The organism is Ulvibacter sp. 2210JD10-4 (genome assembly GCF_058148525.1).
The window spans coordinates 858,015-876,741 of sequence record NZ_JBYVJZ010000001.1; the positions used below are offsets into that span (position 1 = coordinate 858,015).

The following is an 18,727-nucleotide window of genomic DNA, read 5'->3' on the forward strand; positions in this document are numbered from 1 at the left end:
TTATGAAAGAACTTATCGTGCGATCCATATCGGGTGTTTTATACATTTCGATAATAATCTTCTCAATGTTTGCATCGCGCGAATGGTTTATGGGGCTTTTCTTTATTCTTGGGCTTATTACTCTTAACGAATTTTTGCGATTGGTACATTTAAAAAGTTACATTGCTTACGTACTATTGGCAGCAGGGATGTATTTTTTAAGTTATTCGGTATTTGATGCCAATGCAGTAAGTTTATTCTTGATCCTCTCTGTGTTCATTAACCTGTTTTTATTGAAAGATGTATTATGGGTGAACAAAATTCCCATGTTCGAAAAGAAAAAATACATTACAATAATTTTCTATTTAATAAGTGGTTTTGTTTTCTTGACACTAATTCCTTTCAGAAATGAAAAATTTGTTCCGGAAATAATTATTGGAGTTTTTATATTAATTTGGGCTAATGATACATTCGCGTATCTCATTGGTAAAAACCTGGGGAAACGTAAACTATTGGAACGTATATCCCCTAAAAAAACAGTCGAAGGATTTTTGGGAGGATTGGTAGGTTCTATTTGCGCAGCATTTTTTATCTTTAAGTACGTACAACTTTTTAGTTTAAGTATTTGGATAACATTGGCTGTTATTGTTACTTTATTTGGAACGGTGGGGGATTTAATTCAGTCAAAGTTTAAGCGTCAGGCAAACGTAAAAGATAGTGGTATACTAATGCCGGGACACGGAGGATTATATGATAGACTCGATAGTGTTATTTATGCCAGCCCCTTTGTATACACCTTTTTAGAAATTGTAGACTATGTTTCATAAGGAAGGACATAAAATAATTTTCATCGCGCTTTTTATTTGTATAATATTAAGTCTTATTACTGATTTCTTTATTGAAAACAAGTTTCTCAAGGGTAGCATTATTGTGTTATTGATGATCCTTTTGGTCTTAGTACTTCAATTCTTCAGAAATCCAAAAAGAAATTTTGTATTCAGTGAAAGACAGATCCTTTCTCCTGTAGATGGTAAAGTGGTTGTGATTGAAGAAGTATTTGAAAAAGAGTACTTCAATGAAAAACGTATACAGGTCTCCGTATTTATGTCTCCCTTAAATGTTCACGTTACCCGTTATCCTGTTGGTGGAAAAATAGTATACAGTAAATACCATCCGGGAAAATATTTGGTAGCCTGGCATCCTAAGTCCAGTGAAGAAAATGAGCGTACTACTGTCGTGTTAGATACACCGGTCTTTGGTGATGTATTGTTCCGCCAGATTGCAGGGGCTTTGGCAAAAAGGATCGTAAATTATGCAAAGGAAGGACAAGAGGTCAAACAAACAGAGGACAGTGGGTTTATAAAATTTGGTTCTCGGGTAGATGTTTTTCTACCAATAGAGGCTAAGATAGATGTAAAACTGAATCAAAAAGTAAAAGGAGGTATTACCGCCATTGCATCAAAATGACACCGGAAGAATTAGATATTGCTTTTAAAAATGCTGTGGAAAGCATCAACAGACATACAGACCCTTTTCCTGCTGATGTTTTATTGAAATTATATGCTTATTATAAACGTGCCACTAATTCTCATGATACGTCTACCGGAACCAAGCCTTTAATTAGTGCTTTTAAAACCAATGCCCTGTTTCAGACAAGGCATTTAAGCTCTGATGAAGCAAAAGAACTCTACATTGAAGCAGTAAATCAATATTTTTTATATAGAAAATAGTAATTACTGTAAACTCGCTAAACTTGCTTTAATAGTTTCAATTTTAGCAAGTGCATCTGCTTCTTTTTGTTTTTCTATCATCACTACTTTTTCCGGTGCACCACTAACAAAACGTTCATTCTTCAGTTTTCCCTGAACGCTCTTCAAAAAACCTTCCGTATATTTTAATTCTTCAGTAAGCTTTACAATTTCTTCTTCGACATCGATATTCCCTGCAATAGGTACAAAATATTCGTTTGATTTTACCCGGAATGTCAATGCACCCTCTATCTTTTCAGAAATATAATTTAGGTCCGAAATATTTCCGAGCTTACATATCACAGTATCAAATGTACTCAAAGCACCGGTATTATTTATAACTGAAAGGTTTATAGCTTCTTTAAAAGAAATATTCTTCTCTTTCCTGATAGTCCGTATTCCCGATACCACTTCTGAAGCAAACTCAAATTCTTTTATCAACTCTAAATCGAAAGATTGTGCTTCCGGCCAGTCAGCAATTATTAAAGCTTCTTGTGGGGTGCGTTCTGTTATATGCTGCCATATCTCTTCAGAAACAAATGGAACAAAAGGATGCAATATTTTCAAATTATTCTCTAAAACCGAGATCACCTTTTTATAAGTTTCAGCAGAAATAGGCTCACCGTATCCGGGTTTCACCATTTCCAGCAACCAGGAACAAAAATCATCCCACACCAATTTATATGTTGCCATTAGCGCATCACTAATGCGGTATTTGCTATAATGATCTTCGATCTCTGCTAACGTCTTTTGAAATTTATTCAGGTACCATTTTAGGGCAATAGCTGCTGTTTCGGTCTCTTCTTTTTCTTCAGAAACTTCCCAGCCATCGATCAATCTATATGCATTCCAAATTTTATTTATAAAACCGCTTCCCTGCTTACAAAGGTCTTCATCGAACATTAAATCGTTTCCGGCAGGTGAACTTAACAACATTCCCACGCGCACACCGTCAGCACCATATTTTTTCATTAATTCAATTGGGTCCGGAGAATTTCCCAACGACTTACTCATTTTTCTTCGTTGCTTGTCACGAACTATTCCTGTGAGATACACATTTGTAAATGGTTTCTCTTTCCGGTATTCATATCCATAAATAATCATTCTTGCTACCCAAAAGAATAAGATCTCTGGTGCGGTAACTAAATCGTTTGTAGGATAGTAATAATCAATTTCCTTGTTGTCAGGCTCTAGAATTCCGTTAAAAACTGTTATTGGCCAAAGTCCGGAAGAAAACCAGGTATCCAATACATCCGAATCCTGTCTAAGATCTAAAGCAGACAGTGTGTCCTTTCCGGTTCTTTTTCTGGCTTCAACAATAGCTTCATCCAAGGTTTCGGCAACTACAAAATCTTCTTTACCATCACCAAAATAAAAGGCTGGAATCTGTTGCCCCCACCAAAGTTGACGAGATATATTCCAATCCCGGACATTTTCCATCCAATGACGGTATGTGTTTATAAATTTTTCAGGAACAAGGCTTACGTCCTTTTCAAGAACAGCATCTAAAGCCGGTTGTGCCAACTCTTTCATTTTCAAGAACCATTGGTCACTTAATTTAGGTTCAATAACTGCTCCTGTTCGTTCACTGGTTCCTACTTTGTTGGTATGTTGTTCAATTTTTGTAACAACTCCCATCTCCTCCAGTTCTTTTACAATTTCTTTACGGGCTACAAAACGATCTTTGCCTTCATAATGTAATCCATAACTATTCAAACTTGCATCATCATTCAGGATATCAATAACTTCCAAACCGTGCTTGTCTCCTAATACTTTATCATTTTCATCGTGTGCAGGCGTTACTTTTAAACAGCCCGTACCAAACTCCATCGTTACATATTCATCTTCGATAATTGGGATAACACGGTTGCATATAGGAACAATGGCCTTTTTTCCTTTTAAATGAGTAAAGCGTTCATCATCTGGATTAATACAGATTGCGGTATCACCGAGAATTGTTTCGGGGCGAGTAGTAGCAATTGTTACATGGTCATTACTACCTTCTATCTTATAGTTTAAATAGTATAGGTTTCCTTGCTTTTCTTCATAGATCACTTCTTCGTCAGACAGTGTTGTTTTTGCTTGCGGGTCCCAATTAACCATACGATAACCACGATATATGTTTCCTTTTCTATATAAATCCACAAAAACTTTGATTACAGATGCAGACATATCGTCATCCATAGTAAATTTAGTGCGTTCCCAGTCACAGGAAGCACCTAATTTCTTTAACTGTTCAAGGATAATCCCCCCATGTTTGTGTGTCCATTCCCAGGCATGTTCCAGAAAAGCTTCACGTGAGAGATCTGTTTTTTGAATACCCTCTTCTTTTAATTTTGCCACAACTTTGGCTTCAGTAGCAATTGAAGCATGGTCTGTTCCTGGCACCCAGCAGGCATTAAAGCCTTTTAAGCGTGCACGACGAATTAGTACATCCTGTAGCGTATTATTTAACATATGCCCCATATGTAGCACTCCTGTTACATTTGGTGGTGGAATAACAATAGTGTATGGTTCTCTTTCATCTACTTCACTGTGAAAATAATTATGTTCCATCCAGTAGCTATACCACTTATCTTCAACATTTTGAGCATTATATTTTGCTTCTAGGGCCATGTTTGGTCTAATTTTTGAATTGTAATGTGCAAAAGTAGTTATATCTGTAAGATTATAAAAGTGAATAACTTATTTTGCAGTTTGTAAGAAAGATACTTACATTAGCTACTCAAAAATTTAAAAACTATGAAAAAATTAGTAATTATAGCAGTAGTAGCATTAGTTAGTTTTGCTGCTAATGCACAAGCGAAAATTAGTTTTAAAGCTGAAACAATAAATTATGGGCAAGTTGCAAAAGGCAGTGATGGTGTTCGTGTTTTTGAATTTACAAATACTGGTAATGCTCCTTTAATTATTAGTGATGTAAAATCAAGTTGTGGCTGTACAGTCCCTAAAAAACCGGATGGTCCTATTGCTCCTGGTGCAAGCAGTACTATAGAAGTAAAGTATGATACAAACCGAGTTGGGCCTATAAGAAAGACCGTTACTGTATATTCAAATGCAGACGAGCCCATTAAAGCATTAAAAATTAAAGGTGAAGTACTTGCGGAAGGTAAAAGTGTTTTAGAAAAAACAAGATAACATTACTTAATATTATTATTTAAAAACCGCCTAAAAAGGCGGTTTTTTTATATTACTTTTTTAAGGCTAAACCTAACTTTAGACTGCACTCCATTTCGTTCAATAACCATTGAAATTGTCCTACCCACTTTAGAGCTAAATAACGCAACCAATTCGTATAGTTTATAGCGGTAGGAAAGCTTATTGTTGATACTAATGATCTCATCCCCTTTTTCAATTCCTGCTAATGCTGCCGGCGAATTACTTCTCACATCGGCTACCACAAATTTAGGGGCCAGAAAAAAACTATATACCTTCTGTGTTAAAATAGTCACCGCGCCACTAGTCTCGTTAACTTCATTTGTTCCATTTAATGCACCCTCAAGAATTTCTTTCTCATCTTTTACTACCACTAATCCGTCATGTTCAATGGTTAGGCCACTCATATTATAATAGAACGGGTCATTAAAATTACCATTCTTTCTAAGGATCATTCTTTTACCCGGATAATCCATTATAATTGTAAAGCGTTTAAGAATATCCCCACCAATGCTTCCGTCCCGTTCTTCATAAAAATTAATGTTATCTAAAGCCTTTTCACTTGGAAAAGCAACATTTATATCTTTTAATGTATATTTTCCCAAACTTGCTTCAGTTAATCTTGAACGTTTCCCAAAAATATTACCGCTTAACCCCAAACCTAAAAAGTCATCAAAATAGTTTTGGGGAGATTCTGTTATTCCCATAGCTTCATCAAAAAGCCAGAGAGCATCACTGGAACCACTATCTAAAAGTAAAGTAACTTCTTTCGAGACATTAAAGGATGTAATGTTAAGGTCTAAATAGGGTTTATTTTCATGGAACCTAAGATCAAAAACCTCACAGGACCTACACACTTTTGGAGTAAATTGAAGTGGGTCATAAAAGGTTATTCGCTTCTTTAAATAATCAGTTTTAACAATAAATTTTTTAAAAAATTCATAGCCTATTATGCCATGTACAGGAAGCCCCATACGAGGAGAAAGGTTAAGAGATTGCTCAAAGATTACATAAATTGTATGATCTTCATCTGTAGCATCTCCAATAGTGACCGAATTGTTCCTACTTCTAAGCGCTTCGATACTGCCCCCTTCTCCCAGGCCACGAAGCCTTAAGGGTCTTGCATTTCTTAATTCCAGAGAATCTTCTTGTGAAACACCAAAGAGAATAGTAGAATTAACACCTGTGTCCAGTAAAAAAGAAAGCTCGGTACCATTTATAGTTACCGGAATTATTACAAGGTTGTTTACTAATTCAAAGCGGACCTTATCTTTTTTAACATCCTCTGGTAATGAAAATCCTCTTTGAGAAAAACCGGTAACATATACCCCTAAAAAAACCCCTAAAAAAAGGGCTAAATGCATTATTTTTTGAGTTGTTTTCAATAAAATTGAAGATATAAAAATTTACTGAAAGTAGCACAATACTGTATGGATTTATAAAATATATTTCGCAACTTTGCCTTTAAATAACAAAGCTATGCCTTCTATTTCTGTCAAGGGTCAAAATATGCCGGAATCACCTATAAGAAAATTGGTTCCTTATGCCGAAAAAGCATATAAAGAAAATAAAACTGTTTACCATTTAAATATAGGACAGCCGGATATTAAAACACCACAAATTGCTATGAATGCTGTTGCTTCTCATAGTTTAGAGGTATTGGCTTACTCTCGTTCTGAAGGATCTGAAGCATACCGTGAAAAAATAGCCCGGTACTATAAAAAAAACCATATTGATGTTGATGCAGATGACATCATCGTAACAACGGGAGGAAGTGAAGCTTTATTATTTGCAATGGGAAGTATAGCAGACGCCGGTGATGAAATTATTATACCCGAACCTTTCTATGCTAATTACAACGGTTTTGCAACAGCTTCCGGAGTAAAAATAGTTCCGGTTATTTCAAAGATCGAAGATAATTTTGCATTGCCTCCAATTTCAGAATTTGAACGACTTATTACTCCAAAGACCAAAGCCATACTTATTTGCAATCCCGGAAACCCTACCGGTTACCTGTATTCCAAAGAAGAAATTCAAACACTCGCTTCTATAGTAAAAAAACACGACCTGTTCTTAGTGGCAGATGAAGTATATCGTGAATTCACATATGATGGTTTTGAACACTATTCCATTCTACAAGAAGAAAACATGTCCGAAAACGGTATCATAATTGATTCTGTTTCAAAGCGATATAGTATGTGTGGTGCACGAATTGGATGTCTGGTTTCTAAGAATAAAAATGTTATTAAAACAGCTTTGAAGTTTGCTCAGGCCAGGTTGAGCCCACCAACTTTTGCTCAAATTGCCAGTGAGGCTGCGTTACAAACTCCCAAAAGTTATTTTGACAATGTCATTAATGAATATGTAGACCGCCGAAATACATTAATACAGCATTTACAAGAAATTCCGGGTGTAAAAGTAGGAATGCCAAAAGGAGCTTTTTATTGTATCGTCGAACTTCCGGTAAAAAACAGCGATGCATTTGCTCAATGGCTTTTGGAGGAATTTGATTATAACGGTGAAACTGTTATGGTAGCACCGGCAGCCGGTTTTTATTCCAGTCCGGGTGTAGGATTAAATCAGGTGCGGATAGCTTATGTACTTAATAAAGAAAGCCTTATTAAAGCCGTAAAAATCTTAAAAGTCGCATTAGAACAATACCGTGATTAATGCAACTAAAAAAAAATAAATCGCTAAAAAAGTTAAACACCTTCGGGATTGATGTTAAAGCACGTTATCTTATTGAAGTTGCAACGATCACTGAACTAAAAGAAGCTCTTACCTCCTATTCCGAAGAAAAGCTTTTTATTTTAGGAGGAGGAAGTAATATGTTACTTACCCAGGATATCGATGCACTTGTATTGTATATAAACCTAAAAGGAATTGATGTTCTTTCTGAAGACGAAAATCATGTAATTCTAAAAGTTATGGCCGGTGAAAACTGGCATGAATTTGTAACCCATTGTGTTAAGAATAATTATGGCGGAATCGAAAACTTATCTCTTATCCCGGGAAATGTAGGTACTGCCCCTATTCAGAACATTGGCGCATATGGTGTAGAATTAAAAGATGTCTTTGAAAGCTGCAGTGCGATAGATATTGCTACTCAAACCGAAAAGACATTTAATAAAAAAGAATGCGAGTTTGGATATCGAAATTCTATCTTTAAAAATAAAGTGAAAGGCAAATATATTATTACAGACGTTACACTTAAACTAACAAAACGTGATCATACCTTAAGTACATCTTATGGTGCCATTCAGGAAAATTTAGCTGCTAAAAATATAGAAAGCCCTACTATTAAAGACATTTCAGAGGCGGTAATCGCTATTCGCCAATCCAAACTACCGGACCCAAAGGAGTTGGGAAACAGTGGTAGTTTTTTTAAGAACCCTGTCCTGGACTCAGATACTTTCAGAACTTTCAGATTGAATTTCCCGGAGGCTCCTTTTTATGAAGTTTCTCCTACAGAATTTAAGGTTCCGGCTGGTTGGTTAATTGAGCAGGCAGGCTTTAAAGGAAAGCGTTTTGGAAACGCAGGGGTACATAAAAACCAAGCGTTGGTATTGGTAAATCATGGCAATGCTACCGGAAATGAAATTTGGCAATTAGCTTTAAATATTCAGAAATCGGTAAAAGAAAAATTTGGGATCTATATTGAACCTGAAGTAAATGTTTTCTAATCTAATAATAGCAATGCATCTATGGTGTGAACTACTCCATTTGAACCATTGATGTCACTCTTTTTGATGACCCCCTTACTACCCTTGGCATTTTTTATAGCTATATCATCTCCTTTTTTTGAAACGGTCAAAGTTTCACCAGAAATCGTTTTTAGAGTATATGTTCCGCCACCATTCCTTATATTCTGAATTAGAGAAACGGAATCGTGATTCCCTTCCACAATATGGCATTTCAATAGTGCTATCAAATTCTCTTTGTTCTCAGGTCTTAAAAAACTCTCTCTCTTTTCCGCATCCAATTTTCCGAAAGATCCATCCTCAGGTGCCAGTACTGTATAAGGTCCTTTTTGTTCTATAAGAATATCGGCCAATTCTGCAGAAACCATATAACTTGCATACATTTTTAGCTCTGGCGTAACCATAACTTTACTGAAAACACTATTTGCCAGTGCTTTTTCTTCTTCGGTCAGGGGTTTCTTTTCCTTTTTTACAACAACATTTTCCTTTACTGGCTCATCAATCTTCGTAGTCTCTTTGGTTTCCTCCTTACAGGCAATTAAAGTTATTGAAAAAGCAAAAACCCAAAGAGAGCGATAAATAAATTTCATAGTTAGATTATTCAAAATTCAAGCTAAAAATAATGAAATTACATGCACATCACCAAGAAAGATTGTATTTTTGTTTTTCAAAAGAATAGTATGGAAATTTTTATAATCACTTTTGTATTATTACTACTTGCTTTTGCCGGTATCGCTATAAAAATATGGGGTAAAAAAGATGGTAAATTTGCAGGAACCTGTGCCAGTCAAAGTCCTTTTTTAAATAAAGATGGGGAAGCTTGTGGTTTCTGTGGAAAAACCCCGGACAAGTTTGATACTTGTAACGAAACATCCCACAAATAGTATAAATTCTTCAGCAGCTTATGATACTACTTTATGTTTTTGCTGCAGTAGTTTTTATAAACTGTTTGTACTTCTTTCTTTTTTCAAAATTTTCCTTTATTAAAGCTTCTGAAAAAATTACTTCGAAAAAATACCCTGTTTCTCTGCTTGTTTGTGCAAAAAATGAAGCCGAAAACCTTAAAAAGTATATTCCTCTGTGGCAAAAATTGGACTACCCGGATTTTGAAATTATTTTGATAAATGATGCATCTATAGACAATACATTGGAGGTGATGGAATACTTTGGCAAAAAAGACTCTCGTATTAAAATTGTCAATGTTGAAAATAATGAAGCTTTTTGGGCCAGTAAAAAATATGCTTTAACCCTTGGTATTAAAAAAGCAAAGAATAAAAGAATGCTTTTTACAGATGCAGATTGCCGGCCTTCCAGTGATCAATGGTTAAAAGAAATGGCATCACATTTTTCTGAAAGAAAACAACTAATTATAGGCTATGGCGCTTACGAAAAAGCTCCTACATTTTTAAATAAGCTCATTCGGTTTGAAACATTGATGACTGCTTTACAATATTTCTCCTATGCAAAAGTTGGAATGCCCTATATGGGCGTAGGGCGTAATCTGGCGTATACCAGTAATCTTTACTATAGCATCAATGGTTTTATGTCTCATATGAAAATTGCTTCAGGAGATGATGACCTGTTCGTTAATGAAGTTGCAACTAAGGAGAATACAGCAATTTGTTTCGCCGAAAACGCATTTACCTATTCAATTCCAAAAAAAGCATGGAAATCCTGGATACTTCAGAAAAAAAGACATCTTACAACTGCTAGATTGTATAAGTTCAAGCATCGGCTTTTGTTAAGTTCCTATTATATTTTCAATTTTTTGTTTTGGGTATTGGCAATTATCAATCTAGTAGTTTTGGATTGGAAGATTCCTGCTATACTAATTATTTTCAGGCTTTTAGTTCAGTGGATAGTTGTTGGCAGCTCTGCTGTGAAGCTTAAAGAAAAAAGCCTTATACCCTTCCTTCCTTTTTTCGAATTCTTTTTAGTATTCGTTCAAATGAGTATCTTTATTTCTAATAGTATTTCAAAACCAGCTAAGTGGAAATAACGAAAGCATATATCTTACATCAAATTCAAAAAGCAAAAAAAGGAAAGCAAAGTGCATTCAATTTTTTGTTAGATTATTTTTGGAATAAAGTGTATGGCTTTCAAATTAAAAGAGTAAAAGATGAGTATGAGGCAGAAGATATTACCATTGAGACCTTTTCAAAAGCATTTGACAAAATAGAAACGTTTAACGAAAAATATGCTTTTGGTACTTGGTTGGTAACTATTTCAAAAAATATACAGATAGATAAGACCCGAAAAAAGAATGCTTCAATCCATATACACACAACCGATGCCAGCGACGAACACGTCAAAAAAATAGCAGATCTCAATCCCACTCCCGAAGATAAATTAATTACAGAGCAGAATCTGGCAGAATTGCTTCAATTCATAAAGGAACTAAAACCTCATTACCAAGAGATTATTAATCTTCGATATTTTCAGGAAATGAGCTATAATGAAATTTCTGAAACTTTGGAAGAACCTCTCAATAATGTAAAGATAAGATTATTACGAGCCCGAAAATTATTAGCTGAAATTATTACACAAAACCACAACAATTGAGATTTTCACTTAAAAAACTGGGACCCGGTTTTCTATTTGCCGGGGCAGCTATTGGCGTTTCACATCTGGTACAATCAACCCGGGCAGGTGCAGATTTTGGTTTTGGATTGTTATGGGCCTTACTATTGATAAATGCCGTAAAGTATCCTTTTTTTGAATTTGGTCCTCGTTATGCATCAGCAACCGGAGAAAGTCTTTTAGCAGGATACAGAAAATTGGGTAAAGGTGTTTTAATAGCTTACTTTGTGATCACCTTTGCAACAATGTTCACTATTCAAACTGCAGTAACTATTGTAACAGCAGGAATTGCATCTTCCTTATTTGTAAGTGGATCAGTGGTGTTTTGGACCGCTGTTGTTACCGGAATTTGTTTTACCATACTAATTATCGGAAGGTTTAAGATCTTGGATTCATTGATGAAGATTATTATTCTTTGCCTAACTATAAGTACTATTATTGCTGTAGGTCTTGCCATAAAGCCCGAAACCTCTATAAGTATATCTCAGGTAATTCCAAAAGAAGCAGCATCAATTGCCTTTTTAATTGCCTTTATGGGCTGGATGCCGGCACCATTGGATATTTCTATTTGGCACTCCATTTGGACCGTTGAAAAGAAGAAATTAAACCCCTCGATCACTCCAAAACAATCTCGCTTCGATTTCAATATAGGTTATATCACTACCACAATTCTGGCAATTGGGTTTTTATCCCTTGGTGCCTTAGTATTATTTGGTACCGGGGAGAGTTTTTCTCCAAAAGGAGGAGAATTTGCAAATCAATTGATATCAATGTATACTTCTAGTTTAGGTGATGGAGCTAAAATAATTATAGGTATTGCAGCATTAACAACCATGTTTAGTACAACCCTGACCACTTTAGATGCATCCCCAAGAGTCATGAACAGCACTGCCAAAATTTTAAGCGGAAAACCATTAAAAAATGGTTATTTAATCTGGCTTTTAATTTTAGTAAGTGGAACGCTTGCTATCTTTTTCTTTTTTATTTCTGAAATGGGGCTCCTCATAAAAATTGCCACTATTCTATCGTTTTTAACGGCTCCATTCTATGCTATAGTTAATTACAGGCTGCTTACGGGGAAACACACGCCAAAAGAGGCACAACCTTCTAACTTTTTAAAGCTATACAGTATCATTTCCATATTCGTTTTAATTGCGTTTAGTATATGGTATCTCACCACATTGTAATACTGTTTTTATAGGTATTCTTTGTACCTTTGTAGCTTCTTATGAGTACAGATACAATTAATGCCCAAAAACCTGCACCAAAGCCAAAATGGCTTCGGGTGAAGTTGCCCACGGGTAAGAAATATACCGAATTACGTGGCTTGGTCGATAAATATAATTTACACACCATTTGCACCTCCGGAAGTTGCCCAAATATGGGTGAATGTTGGACAGAAGGTACAGCTACCTTTATGATCTTAGGAAATATTTGTACACGTTCCTGTGGTTTTTGTGGTGTAAAAACCGGAAGGCCAGAAACGGTGGACTGGGACGAGCCTGAAAAAGTAGCTCGTTCTATTAAACTTATGAATATTAAACATGCGGTAGTCACCTCTGTAGACCGTGATGATTTAAAAGATATGGGGTCTATTATCTGGGCTGAGACTGTAAAGGCCATTCGCCGCATGAACCCTGAAACAACTCTTGAAACATTAATTCCGGATTTCCAGGGTGTTACCAGGAATATTGATCGGATTATTGCAGTAAAACCGGAAGTTGTCTCACATAATATGGAAACCGTAAAAAGATTAACGCGTGAAGTACGTATACAAGCCAAATATGAGCGTAGTTTAGAAGTTTTGAGGTATTTAAAGGAACAAGGCATTGAACGAACAAAAAGCGGCATTATGTTGGGTCTGGGCGAAACCGAAACCGAAGTTCTCCAGACTATGGAGGATCTTCGCAATGTTGGGCTCGATATTGTAACCCTTGGACAATACCTGCAGCCCTCCAAAAAGCATCTGCCGGTTAAAGAGTTTATAGTTCCTGAGCAATTTGAAAAATATGAAAAAATTGGATTGGAAATGGGATTCCGTCATGTGGAAAGCGGAGCTTTAGTACGCTCTTCTTACAAAGCCCAAAAACACCTTACGTAGCTGTAATTCATGGAGAGAACTATCAAAATAGGAATTAACGGTTTTGGCCGTATAGGGAGAAGTCTTTTTAGGCTATTAATTCATCATCCTAGTATAGAAGTAGTTGCTGTGAATGATATTTCAGACACAAAAACGCTTAGCCATTTACTGAAATATGACAGTATTCATGGAGTTTTACAAGAAGATATCGACTATTCAGAAAAAAAAATAACAGTTGCCGGAAAAGCAATTTGTTTTTCTTCTGAAAAGGATATTAAAGCAATTCAATGGGGAGGTGTAGACTTTGTAATAGAATGCTCGGGAAAATTCAAAAGTCGTGAAGAATTAGAAAACCACCTGAAAAATGGAGCCAAAAAAGTAATTTTATCTGTACCTCCCGTAGAAGATGATATAAAAACAGTTGTTTGTGGCGTTAACGAGCATATTTTAAGTTCTCAGGACAATATTGTATCAAATGCATCGTGTACTACCAACAATGCTGCTCCAATGCTAAAAATCATCAATGAGCTATGTGGTATTGAACAAGCCTATATCACAACTGTACATTCTTACACAACAGACCAGAGCTTGCACGATCAGCCTCATAGGGATCTACGCAGGGCTAGGGCTGCAGGGCAATCCATTGTCCCTACAACTACAGGGGCTGCCAAAGCATTAACCAAGATTTTTCCCGAACTGGCTTCGGCTATCGGGGGCTGCGGCATACGGGTTCCGGTTCCAAACGGATCATTAACAGATATTACCTTAAACGTTAAGGAGGTAGTTTCCATCGAAACTGTCAATGCTGCATTTAAAAGGGCTTCAGAGAATGAGTTAAAAGGAATACTTCAATATACCGAAGACCCCATTGTATCTATTGATATCGTTGGAAATGCACATTCTTGCATCTTTGATGCCGGAATGACCTCAGTTATCGGTAAAATGGTCAAAATCATTGGTTGGTACGACAATGAAATAGGGTATTCTTCAAGAATTGTCGATTTAATCCTACAATTTTCTAATAAATAACCCTCATTATCGAGGAAATGACTATATTTATCGCCGAAGTACATAAGATAGATGAATAGTATTCCCCTAAAATACAAGATATTATTCCCCGTTTTGTTCTGTTTTTTTTTCTTGTCCACTATAAATGCGCAAGGAAAAAAACAGGATACTATTGCCCTCATAAAAAGTTATCAGATTGAGGCCGGGCAAGCTATTATAGTACATAATTTTGAACTTGCCATTACTAATTTAGCGAAAGCTAACAAATTAGTATCCAATATCGATGATCACTTACTAAAAGCAGATCTTCAACTAAATGGAGCAGAATTATACTATTATATTGAAAATTATGAAAAAGCTGCTTCCGAAATACGGAAAGCTATTCCAACCATAAAACAATCCAATGACAAAAGTGAATTAGCCAAAGCTTACAATCTTTTTGGACTGATTCTTACAAAGACAGGGGATTTTGAAGAAGCCGAAAGATATTTTAAAAGTGCAGATTCGATTTTCACACAACAAAATGATGAAAAAAATCAGGCAAATGTCATTTTGGGGAGGGGAATTCTAGAATTGAAAAGGGGAAATCTAAAAAATTCAGTAAATTATCTCGATGCCGGGATACCACTATTTATAAGTAACGGCCTTTCTTATCAGGAAGCACTTTCATACCTCAAGAAGGCTTCCGCATTATTGGATATTGAAGAAGGAGAGGTAAAAAATAATCTTGAACTCGCTAAAGCATCATTAGCAAAAGCTCTGGTGATCATTAACTCAAATTCTTATACAAAACTTAAGATTGAAAGCTATAAGATTTCTTCCCGAATTGCACTAAAAGAAAACAGAACCCCTGAAGCGGAAAACTACTTAATCCTATACTCTGAAAAAAAGGACTCAATTAATCAGATATTCTTTTCTGCATTATCAAAAGGGGTCGAAACAGAAGCAAATGTCGGTGACCTGAATGAGATCATTGCTACGCAGCAGGACGATCTGGATAAACAGCAAAAATCTATTAACTTTGGTAAAATGACTACCGGTTTAAGTATTGCATTAATTGTGATCTTATCCCTTTTAACATTGTCATTATATAAAAACAATAATCTGCGTGCCAAGGCAAATGAATTATTACAGGACAAAAACAACGAATTATTATTAGCTAAGGAAAAAGCAGAAAAAGCATCTCTCGCCAAAGCTCAGTTTCTTTCTACCATTACCCATGAATTGCGTACTCCGTTATATGCTGTAACAGGACTTACTCATTTGTTATTGGAAGAAGATCCCAGACCACATCAAAAAGAGCATCTAAACTCCCTAAAATTTTCTGGGGAATACTTATTGTCTCTTATCAATAACATCCTTGACCTGAACAAACTGGAAGCCAATAAGGTTGAGATTGAAAAAACAACTTTCTCCATCAAAAAGCGTATCAATGATGTGTTAATCGCTTTGAAAAAATCTGCCGATGACAGGAAGAACAATATACATTTTGAATTCGATGAAAATATTCCGGATAAGCTTGTTGGAGATCCATTAAAGCTTTCGCAGGTATTAATCAACCTGGTGGGTAATTCAGTGAAATTTACTCAAAATGGAGATGTCTTTGTACGAGTTAGCAAATTGGACCAAACAGATAGTAAAGTCTCTCTCCACTTTGAGATCGAAGATAATGGAGTAGGAATTTCAAAGAAAAAACAAAAAAGTATTTTTGAAACTTTTTCTCAAGCTTCGCTTCAAATCAATAGAAAATTTGGAGGTACCGGCCTTGGGCTTTCCATTGTTAAAAACCTTCTGGAACTTATGGGGAGCAAAATCCATTTGGAAAGTCAGCTGGGAAAAGGATCTAAGTTTTGGTTCAATATTAATTTCAATATTGCTGAAGAATTAAGAGAAGACACAAATCCTAATAACATTATCTACGATGTAGATTATGTTGCATTGGAGAATAGAAGGGTCTTGGTTGTTGAAGACAACAAAATAAACCAAATGATCACGAAAAAGATCCTTGAAAAGAACAAGATGAATTGTATGGTGGCTGACAATGGAATAGATGCCATAAAACTGATAAAAGAAAATACGTTTGATGTAATTTTAATGGATATCCATATGCCGGGAATTAGTGGTATTGAAGCAACGCAGAGAATTAGAAAGTTTGATAAAAACCTTCCAATTATAGCGCTAACTGCAGTAACCATTGATGAAAATTTAGACGATTTTTATCGTGCTGGTTTCAATGAAATTATTCCAAAGCCTTTCAAAACCGAAGAGTTCTTCGAAAAAATCTATCGTACACTTGAAGGCAGGAAATTTCCTGTAGGCAGTTAATTTCTTGTATGGTATTCAATTTTATTTAAGATGGTTTCCTGAAAGAATTCCTCCTGTTCATTTAAAATCAACACTTTTATTGGCAGATAGTACAATGCAAACTTTTCAAGTTTTGGCTGTAAGCGCATATAGTCCTTTTCTGTAGTTAGAATGATTTCCTTTTGTTTCAATTTTTTTATGTCTGAAGTACTAAAATTGTGATGATCCGGAAACTTTTCATGGATAAATCTGAATTGTTTTCTTTTAAGAAATGCAATCAGGGGTTCCGGGTTTGCAATTCCGGTAACCAGTGTAAATGATTTATCTTGTAGATAGTGAATTGATAACGTTTCAGAGACGCCATAAATTAGAGCATCATACCCAATTTTTGAAAAGTATATTTTTTGATGAGGCAGTAGATTCAATCGAAATTGAATTTCCTGCATTTTTGCATAGGGAGCTCCTTCCGGGCATTTAGTCACTAGAACGATATCGGCTCGTTTTGAACCACTTCTCGCTTCTCGTAAATTACCAGTTGGAAGCATATAATCTTCAATATACAAGTCATTATAAGAGCTTAGGAGGATATTAGTGGAAGCTTTTACCTTTCTATGCTGAAATGCATCATCCAACAATATAACATTTGCTTTGGATTTTAGTCTCTCAATTCCTTCCCTCCTGTCTGCACAGACAGCTACAGTGACTTTTGGAAAATTCTGCTTAAACTGAAGAGGCTCATCCCCTACTTCTTCAACAGTGCTATCAATTAAAACTTCACGAAAACCCTTTGTTTTTCTTTTATAGCCCCTGCTTAAAATAGCAAGCTCGTAATCCTCTTTCAGAAAAGAAACCAGATATTGGATCATTGGAGATTTTCCTGTACCACCTGTAGTTAAATTACCTACACAAATAATTGGGATATCATAAGTTCGACTTTTCAACAATCCCTTATCATAAAAATAGTTTCGTAGCCTCGTTATACCTCCATACAATATTGAAAAGGGAAAAAGTATTTTTCTAAGCAAGTTCATATAACGAAAGTAACTTTTTTATCTTTACCGTAAAATACAAAACGATGAAGGTAAAAGAAGTTGTACAATTGTTTGAGGAGGTTGCCCCCCAAAGCTATGCAGAAGGTTTTGACAATACCGGGCTTTTGGTAGGTAATGCAAATACTACTGTAACGGGAGTATTAGTTACACTTGATACTCTGGAAAGTGTCGTTGATGAAGCTCTTGAGAATAATTGCAACCTCATTGTTAGTTTTCACCCCATTGTATTCTCCGGACTCAAAAAACTGACAGGAAAAACCTATGTGGAGCGTGTCGTGCAAAAAGCAATCAAACACGATATTGCCATTTTTGCCATTCATACCGCATTAGATAATGCTTGGAATGGTGTAAATGCAATGATCTGTGAAAAACTCAATTTAAAAAATCGAAAGGTATTAATCCCCCAAAAGGAAACCATCAAAAAACTCATCACTTTTGTGCCAACTGCTGAAGCAAATAAAGTCCGCGAAGCATTATTTGCAGTAGGAGCCGGTGAAATTGGCAATTACTCCAATTGTAGTTTCAATGTTATTGGACAAGGAAGTTTTAATGGTAATGAAGAGTCTAATCCAACGGTCGGTATTCAAGGCGAAACTCATTTTGAAGAAGAAGTTCAAATTGGAGTAACTTTTCAAAAACATTTAGAAGCTTCGGTTTTAAAAGCATTGTTCAATGCTCATCCCTATGAAGAAATCGCTTATGAAATCACTACTCTGGAAAATACTAATCAACGTATTGGTATGGGAATGATTGGCGAGCTGGCATCACCTGTTTCAGAAAAAGAATTTTTGCAAAACTTGAAGGCAACTATGAGAGCTGAATGTGTAAGACATTCTGTTTTACTCAATACACCTATTAAAAAAGTTGCTGTCTTGGGCGGAAGCGGTAGTTTCGCCATTGAAGCAGCTAAGAAAGCAGGAGCAGATGTGTTTGTGAGTGCCGATTTTAAATACCACGACTTTTTTAAAGCAGAAAAGTCCATTCTTTTAGCAGATATAGGGCATTATGAGAGCGAACAATTCACAAAAGACCTTTTAGTTGTTGAGCTTAACAAAAAAATCACTAATTTTGCAGTCGTTTTATCGCAAATAAACACCAATCCTATTAGTTATTTTTAAA

At 35.7% G+C, this 18,727-nt stretch carries 18 protein-coding genes; 14 read left to right on the forward strand and 4 right to left on the reverse strand.

Going from position 1 to position 18,727, the window contains the following annotated elements; all coding sequences use genetic code 11:
- Positions 1-2 precede the first annotated feature (2 nt).
- The 3 genes from ACY2RT_RS04280 to ACY2RT_RS04290 are packed head-to-tail and all read left to right on the forward strand — an operon-like array spanning position 3 to position 1,709.
- Entirely contained in the window at positions 3-806 is an 804-nt protein-coding gene (locus tag ACY2RT_RS04280) for a phosphatidate cytidylyltransferase (RefSeq protein WP_490154640.1), read from the forward strand.
- The gene (locus ACY2RT_RS04285) at positions 796-1,446 is read left to right on the forward strand and encodes a phosphatidylserine decarboxylase family protein (protein ID WP_490154641.1); all 651 of its coding nucleotides are present in this window, start codon (positions 796-798) and stop codon (positions 1,444-1,446) included. The genes ACY2RT_RS04280 and ACY2RT_RS04285 overlap by 11 nt, the downstream gene beginning before the upstream one ends.
- Positions 1,443-1,709 (forward strand): acyl-CoA-binding protein, encoded by a 267-nt coding sequence (locus tag ACY2RT_RS04290; RefSeq protein ID WP_490154642.1) that lies wholly within the window; start codon positions 1,443-1,445, stop codon positions 1,707-1,709. The genes ACY2RT_RS04285 and ACY2RT_RS04290 overlap by 4 nt, the downstream gene beginning before the upstream one ends.
- 3 nt (positions 1,710-1,712) lie before the next feature.
- Here ACY2RT_RS04290 and ACY2RT_RS04295 read toward each other — a convergent pair whose 3' ends face one another.
- A complete protein-coding gene (locus tag ACY2RT_RS04295) occupies positions 1,713-4,343 on the reverse strand; it encodes a valine--tRNA ligase (RefSeq protein WP_490154643.1) in 2,631 nt (876 codons plus the stop codon).
- Between the two features lie 126 nt (positions 4,344-4,469).
- On the opposite strand from ACY2RT_RS04295, the gene ACY2RT_RS04300 reads away from it, so the two are divergent.
- The gene (locus ACY2RT_RS04300; protein WP_490154644.1) at positions 4,470-4,865 is read left to right on the forward strand and encodes a DUF1573 domain-containing protein; all 396 of its coding nucleotides are present in this window, start codon (positions 4,470-4,472) and stop codon (positions 4,863-4,865) included.
- A 47-nt stretch (positions 4,866-4,912) separates the two neighbouring features.
- Here the strand turns inward: ACY2RT_RS04300 and ACY2RT_RS04305 are convergent, their stop codons facing one another.
- Positions 4,913-6,247, reverse strand: coding sequence for a pepsin/retropepsin-like aspartic protease family protein (locus tag ACY2RT_RS04305; RefSeq protein ID WP_490154645.1), 1,335 nt, complete (start codon positions 6,245-6,247; stop codon positions 4,913-4,915).
- Between the two features lie 115 nt (positions 6,248-6,362).
- On the opposite strand from ACY2RT_RS04305, the gene ACY2RT_RS04310 reads away from it, so the two are divergent.
- Positions 6,363-7,553 carry a pyridoxal phosphate-dependent aminotransferase gene (locus ACY2RT_RS04310; RefSeq protein ID WP_490154646.1) on the forward strand — a complete coding sequence of 397 codons (1,191 nt, stop codon included), beginning with the start codon at positions 6,363-6,365 and terminating at the stop codon, positions 7,551-7,553.
- Positions 7,553-8,566, forward strand: a complete 1,014-nt coding sequence (gene murB / locus ACY2RT_RS04315) for a UDP-N-acetylmuramate dehydrogenase (RefSeq protein WP_490154647.1) — start codon at positions 7,553-7,555, stop codon at positions 8,564-8,566. The genes ACY2RT_RS04310 and murB overlap by 1 nt, the downstream gene beginning before the upstream one ends.
- Here murB and ACY2RT_RS04320 read toward each other — a convergent pair.
- A complete protein-coding gene (locus ACY2RT_RS04320; protein WP_490154648.1) occupies positions 8,563-9,174 on the reverse strand; it encodes a fasciclin domain-containing protein in 612 nt (203 codons plus the stop codon). The genes murB and ACY2RT_RS04320 overlap by 4 nt on opposite strands.
- A gap of 90 nt (positions 9,175-9,264) precedes the next feature.
- Here ACY2RT_RS04320 and ACY2RT_RS04325 point away from each other — a divergent pair, with 90 nt between their 5' ends.
- The 7 genes from ACY2RT_RS04325 (at position 9,265) to ACY2RT_RS04355 (ending at position 16,577) form a co-directional block, all read left to right on the forward strand.
- Positions 9,265-9,468: a membrane or secreted protein gene (locus ACY2RT_RS04325; protein WP_490154649.1), complete on the forward strand. Its 204-nt coding sequence runs from the start codon at positions 9,265-9,267 to the stop codon at positions 9,466-9,468.
- A gap of 20 nt (positions 9,469-9,488) precedes the next feature.
- Positions 9,489-10,583 carry a glycosyltransferase gene (locus tag ACY2RT_RS04330; RefSeq protein ID WP_490154650.1) on the forward strand — a complete coding sequence of 365 codons (1,095 nt, stop codon included), beginning with the start codon at positions 9,489-9,491 and terminating at the stop codon, positions 10,581-10,583.
- Positions 10,574-11,146: an RNA polymerase sigma factor gene (locus ACY2RT_RS04335; protein ID WP_490154651.1), complete on the forward strand. Its 573-nt coding sequence runs from the start codon at positions 10,574-10,576 to the stop codon at positions 11,144-11,146. The genes ACY2RT_RS04330 and ACY2RT_RS04335 overlap by 10 nt, the downstream gene beginning before the upstream one ends.
- Positions 11,143-12,351: an Nramp family divalent metal transporter gene (locus ACY2RT_RS04340; RefSeq protein ID WP_490154652.1), complete on the forward strand. Its 1,209-nt coding sequence runs from the start codon at positions 11,143-11,145 to the stop codon at positions 12,349-12,351. The genes ACY2RT_RS04335 and ACY2RT_RS04340 overlap by 4 nt, the downstream gene beginning before the upstream one ends.
- A 41-nt stretch (positions 12,352-12,392) precedes the next feature.
- Positions 12,393-13,265, forward strand: a complete 873-nt coding sequence (lipA, locus tag ACY2RT_RS04345; RefSeq protein ID WP_490154653.1) for a lipoyl synthase — start codon at positions 12,393-12,395, stop codon at positions 13,263-13,265.
- A gap of 9 nt (positions 13,266-13,274) precedes the next feature.
- Entirely contained in the window at positions 13,275-14,273 is a 999-nt protein-coding gene (gap, locus tag ACY2RT_RS04350) for a type I glyceraldehyde-3-phosphate dehydrogenase (protein ID WP_490154654.1), read from the forward strand.
- Positions 14,274-14,384: 111 nt separating this feature from the next.
- On the forward strand, positions 14,385-16,577 hold the full coding sequence (locus ACY2RT_RS04355; protein ID WP_490154655.1) for a response regulator: 2,193 nt from the start codon (positions 14,385-14,387) through the stop codon (positions 16,575-16,577).
- Here ACY2RT_RS04355 and lpxK read toward each other — a convergent pair.
- Complete coding sequence (lpxK, locus tag ACY2RT_RS04360) at positions 16,574-17,587, reverse strand: tetraacyldisaccharide 4'-kinase (protein WP_490154656.1); 1,014 nt, start codon at positions 17,585-17,587, stop codon at positions 16,574-16,576. The genes ACY2RT_RS04355 and lpxK overlap by 4 nt on opposite strands.
- Before the next feature lie 44 nt (positions 17,588-17,631).
- On the opposite strand from lpxK, the gene ACY2RT_RS04365 reads away from it, so the two are divergent.
- The gene (locus ACY2RT_RS04365; RefSeq protein WP_490154657.1) at positions 17,632-18,726 is read left to right on the forward strand and encodes a Nif3-like dinuclear metal center hexameric protein; all 1,095 of its coding nucleotides are present in this window, start codon (positions 17,632-17,634) and stop codon (positions 18,724-18,726) included.
- Position 18,727: the final 1 nt, after the last annotated feature.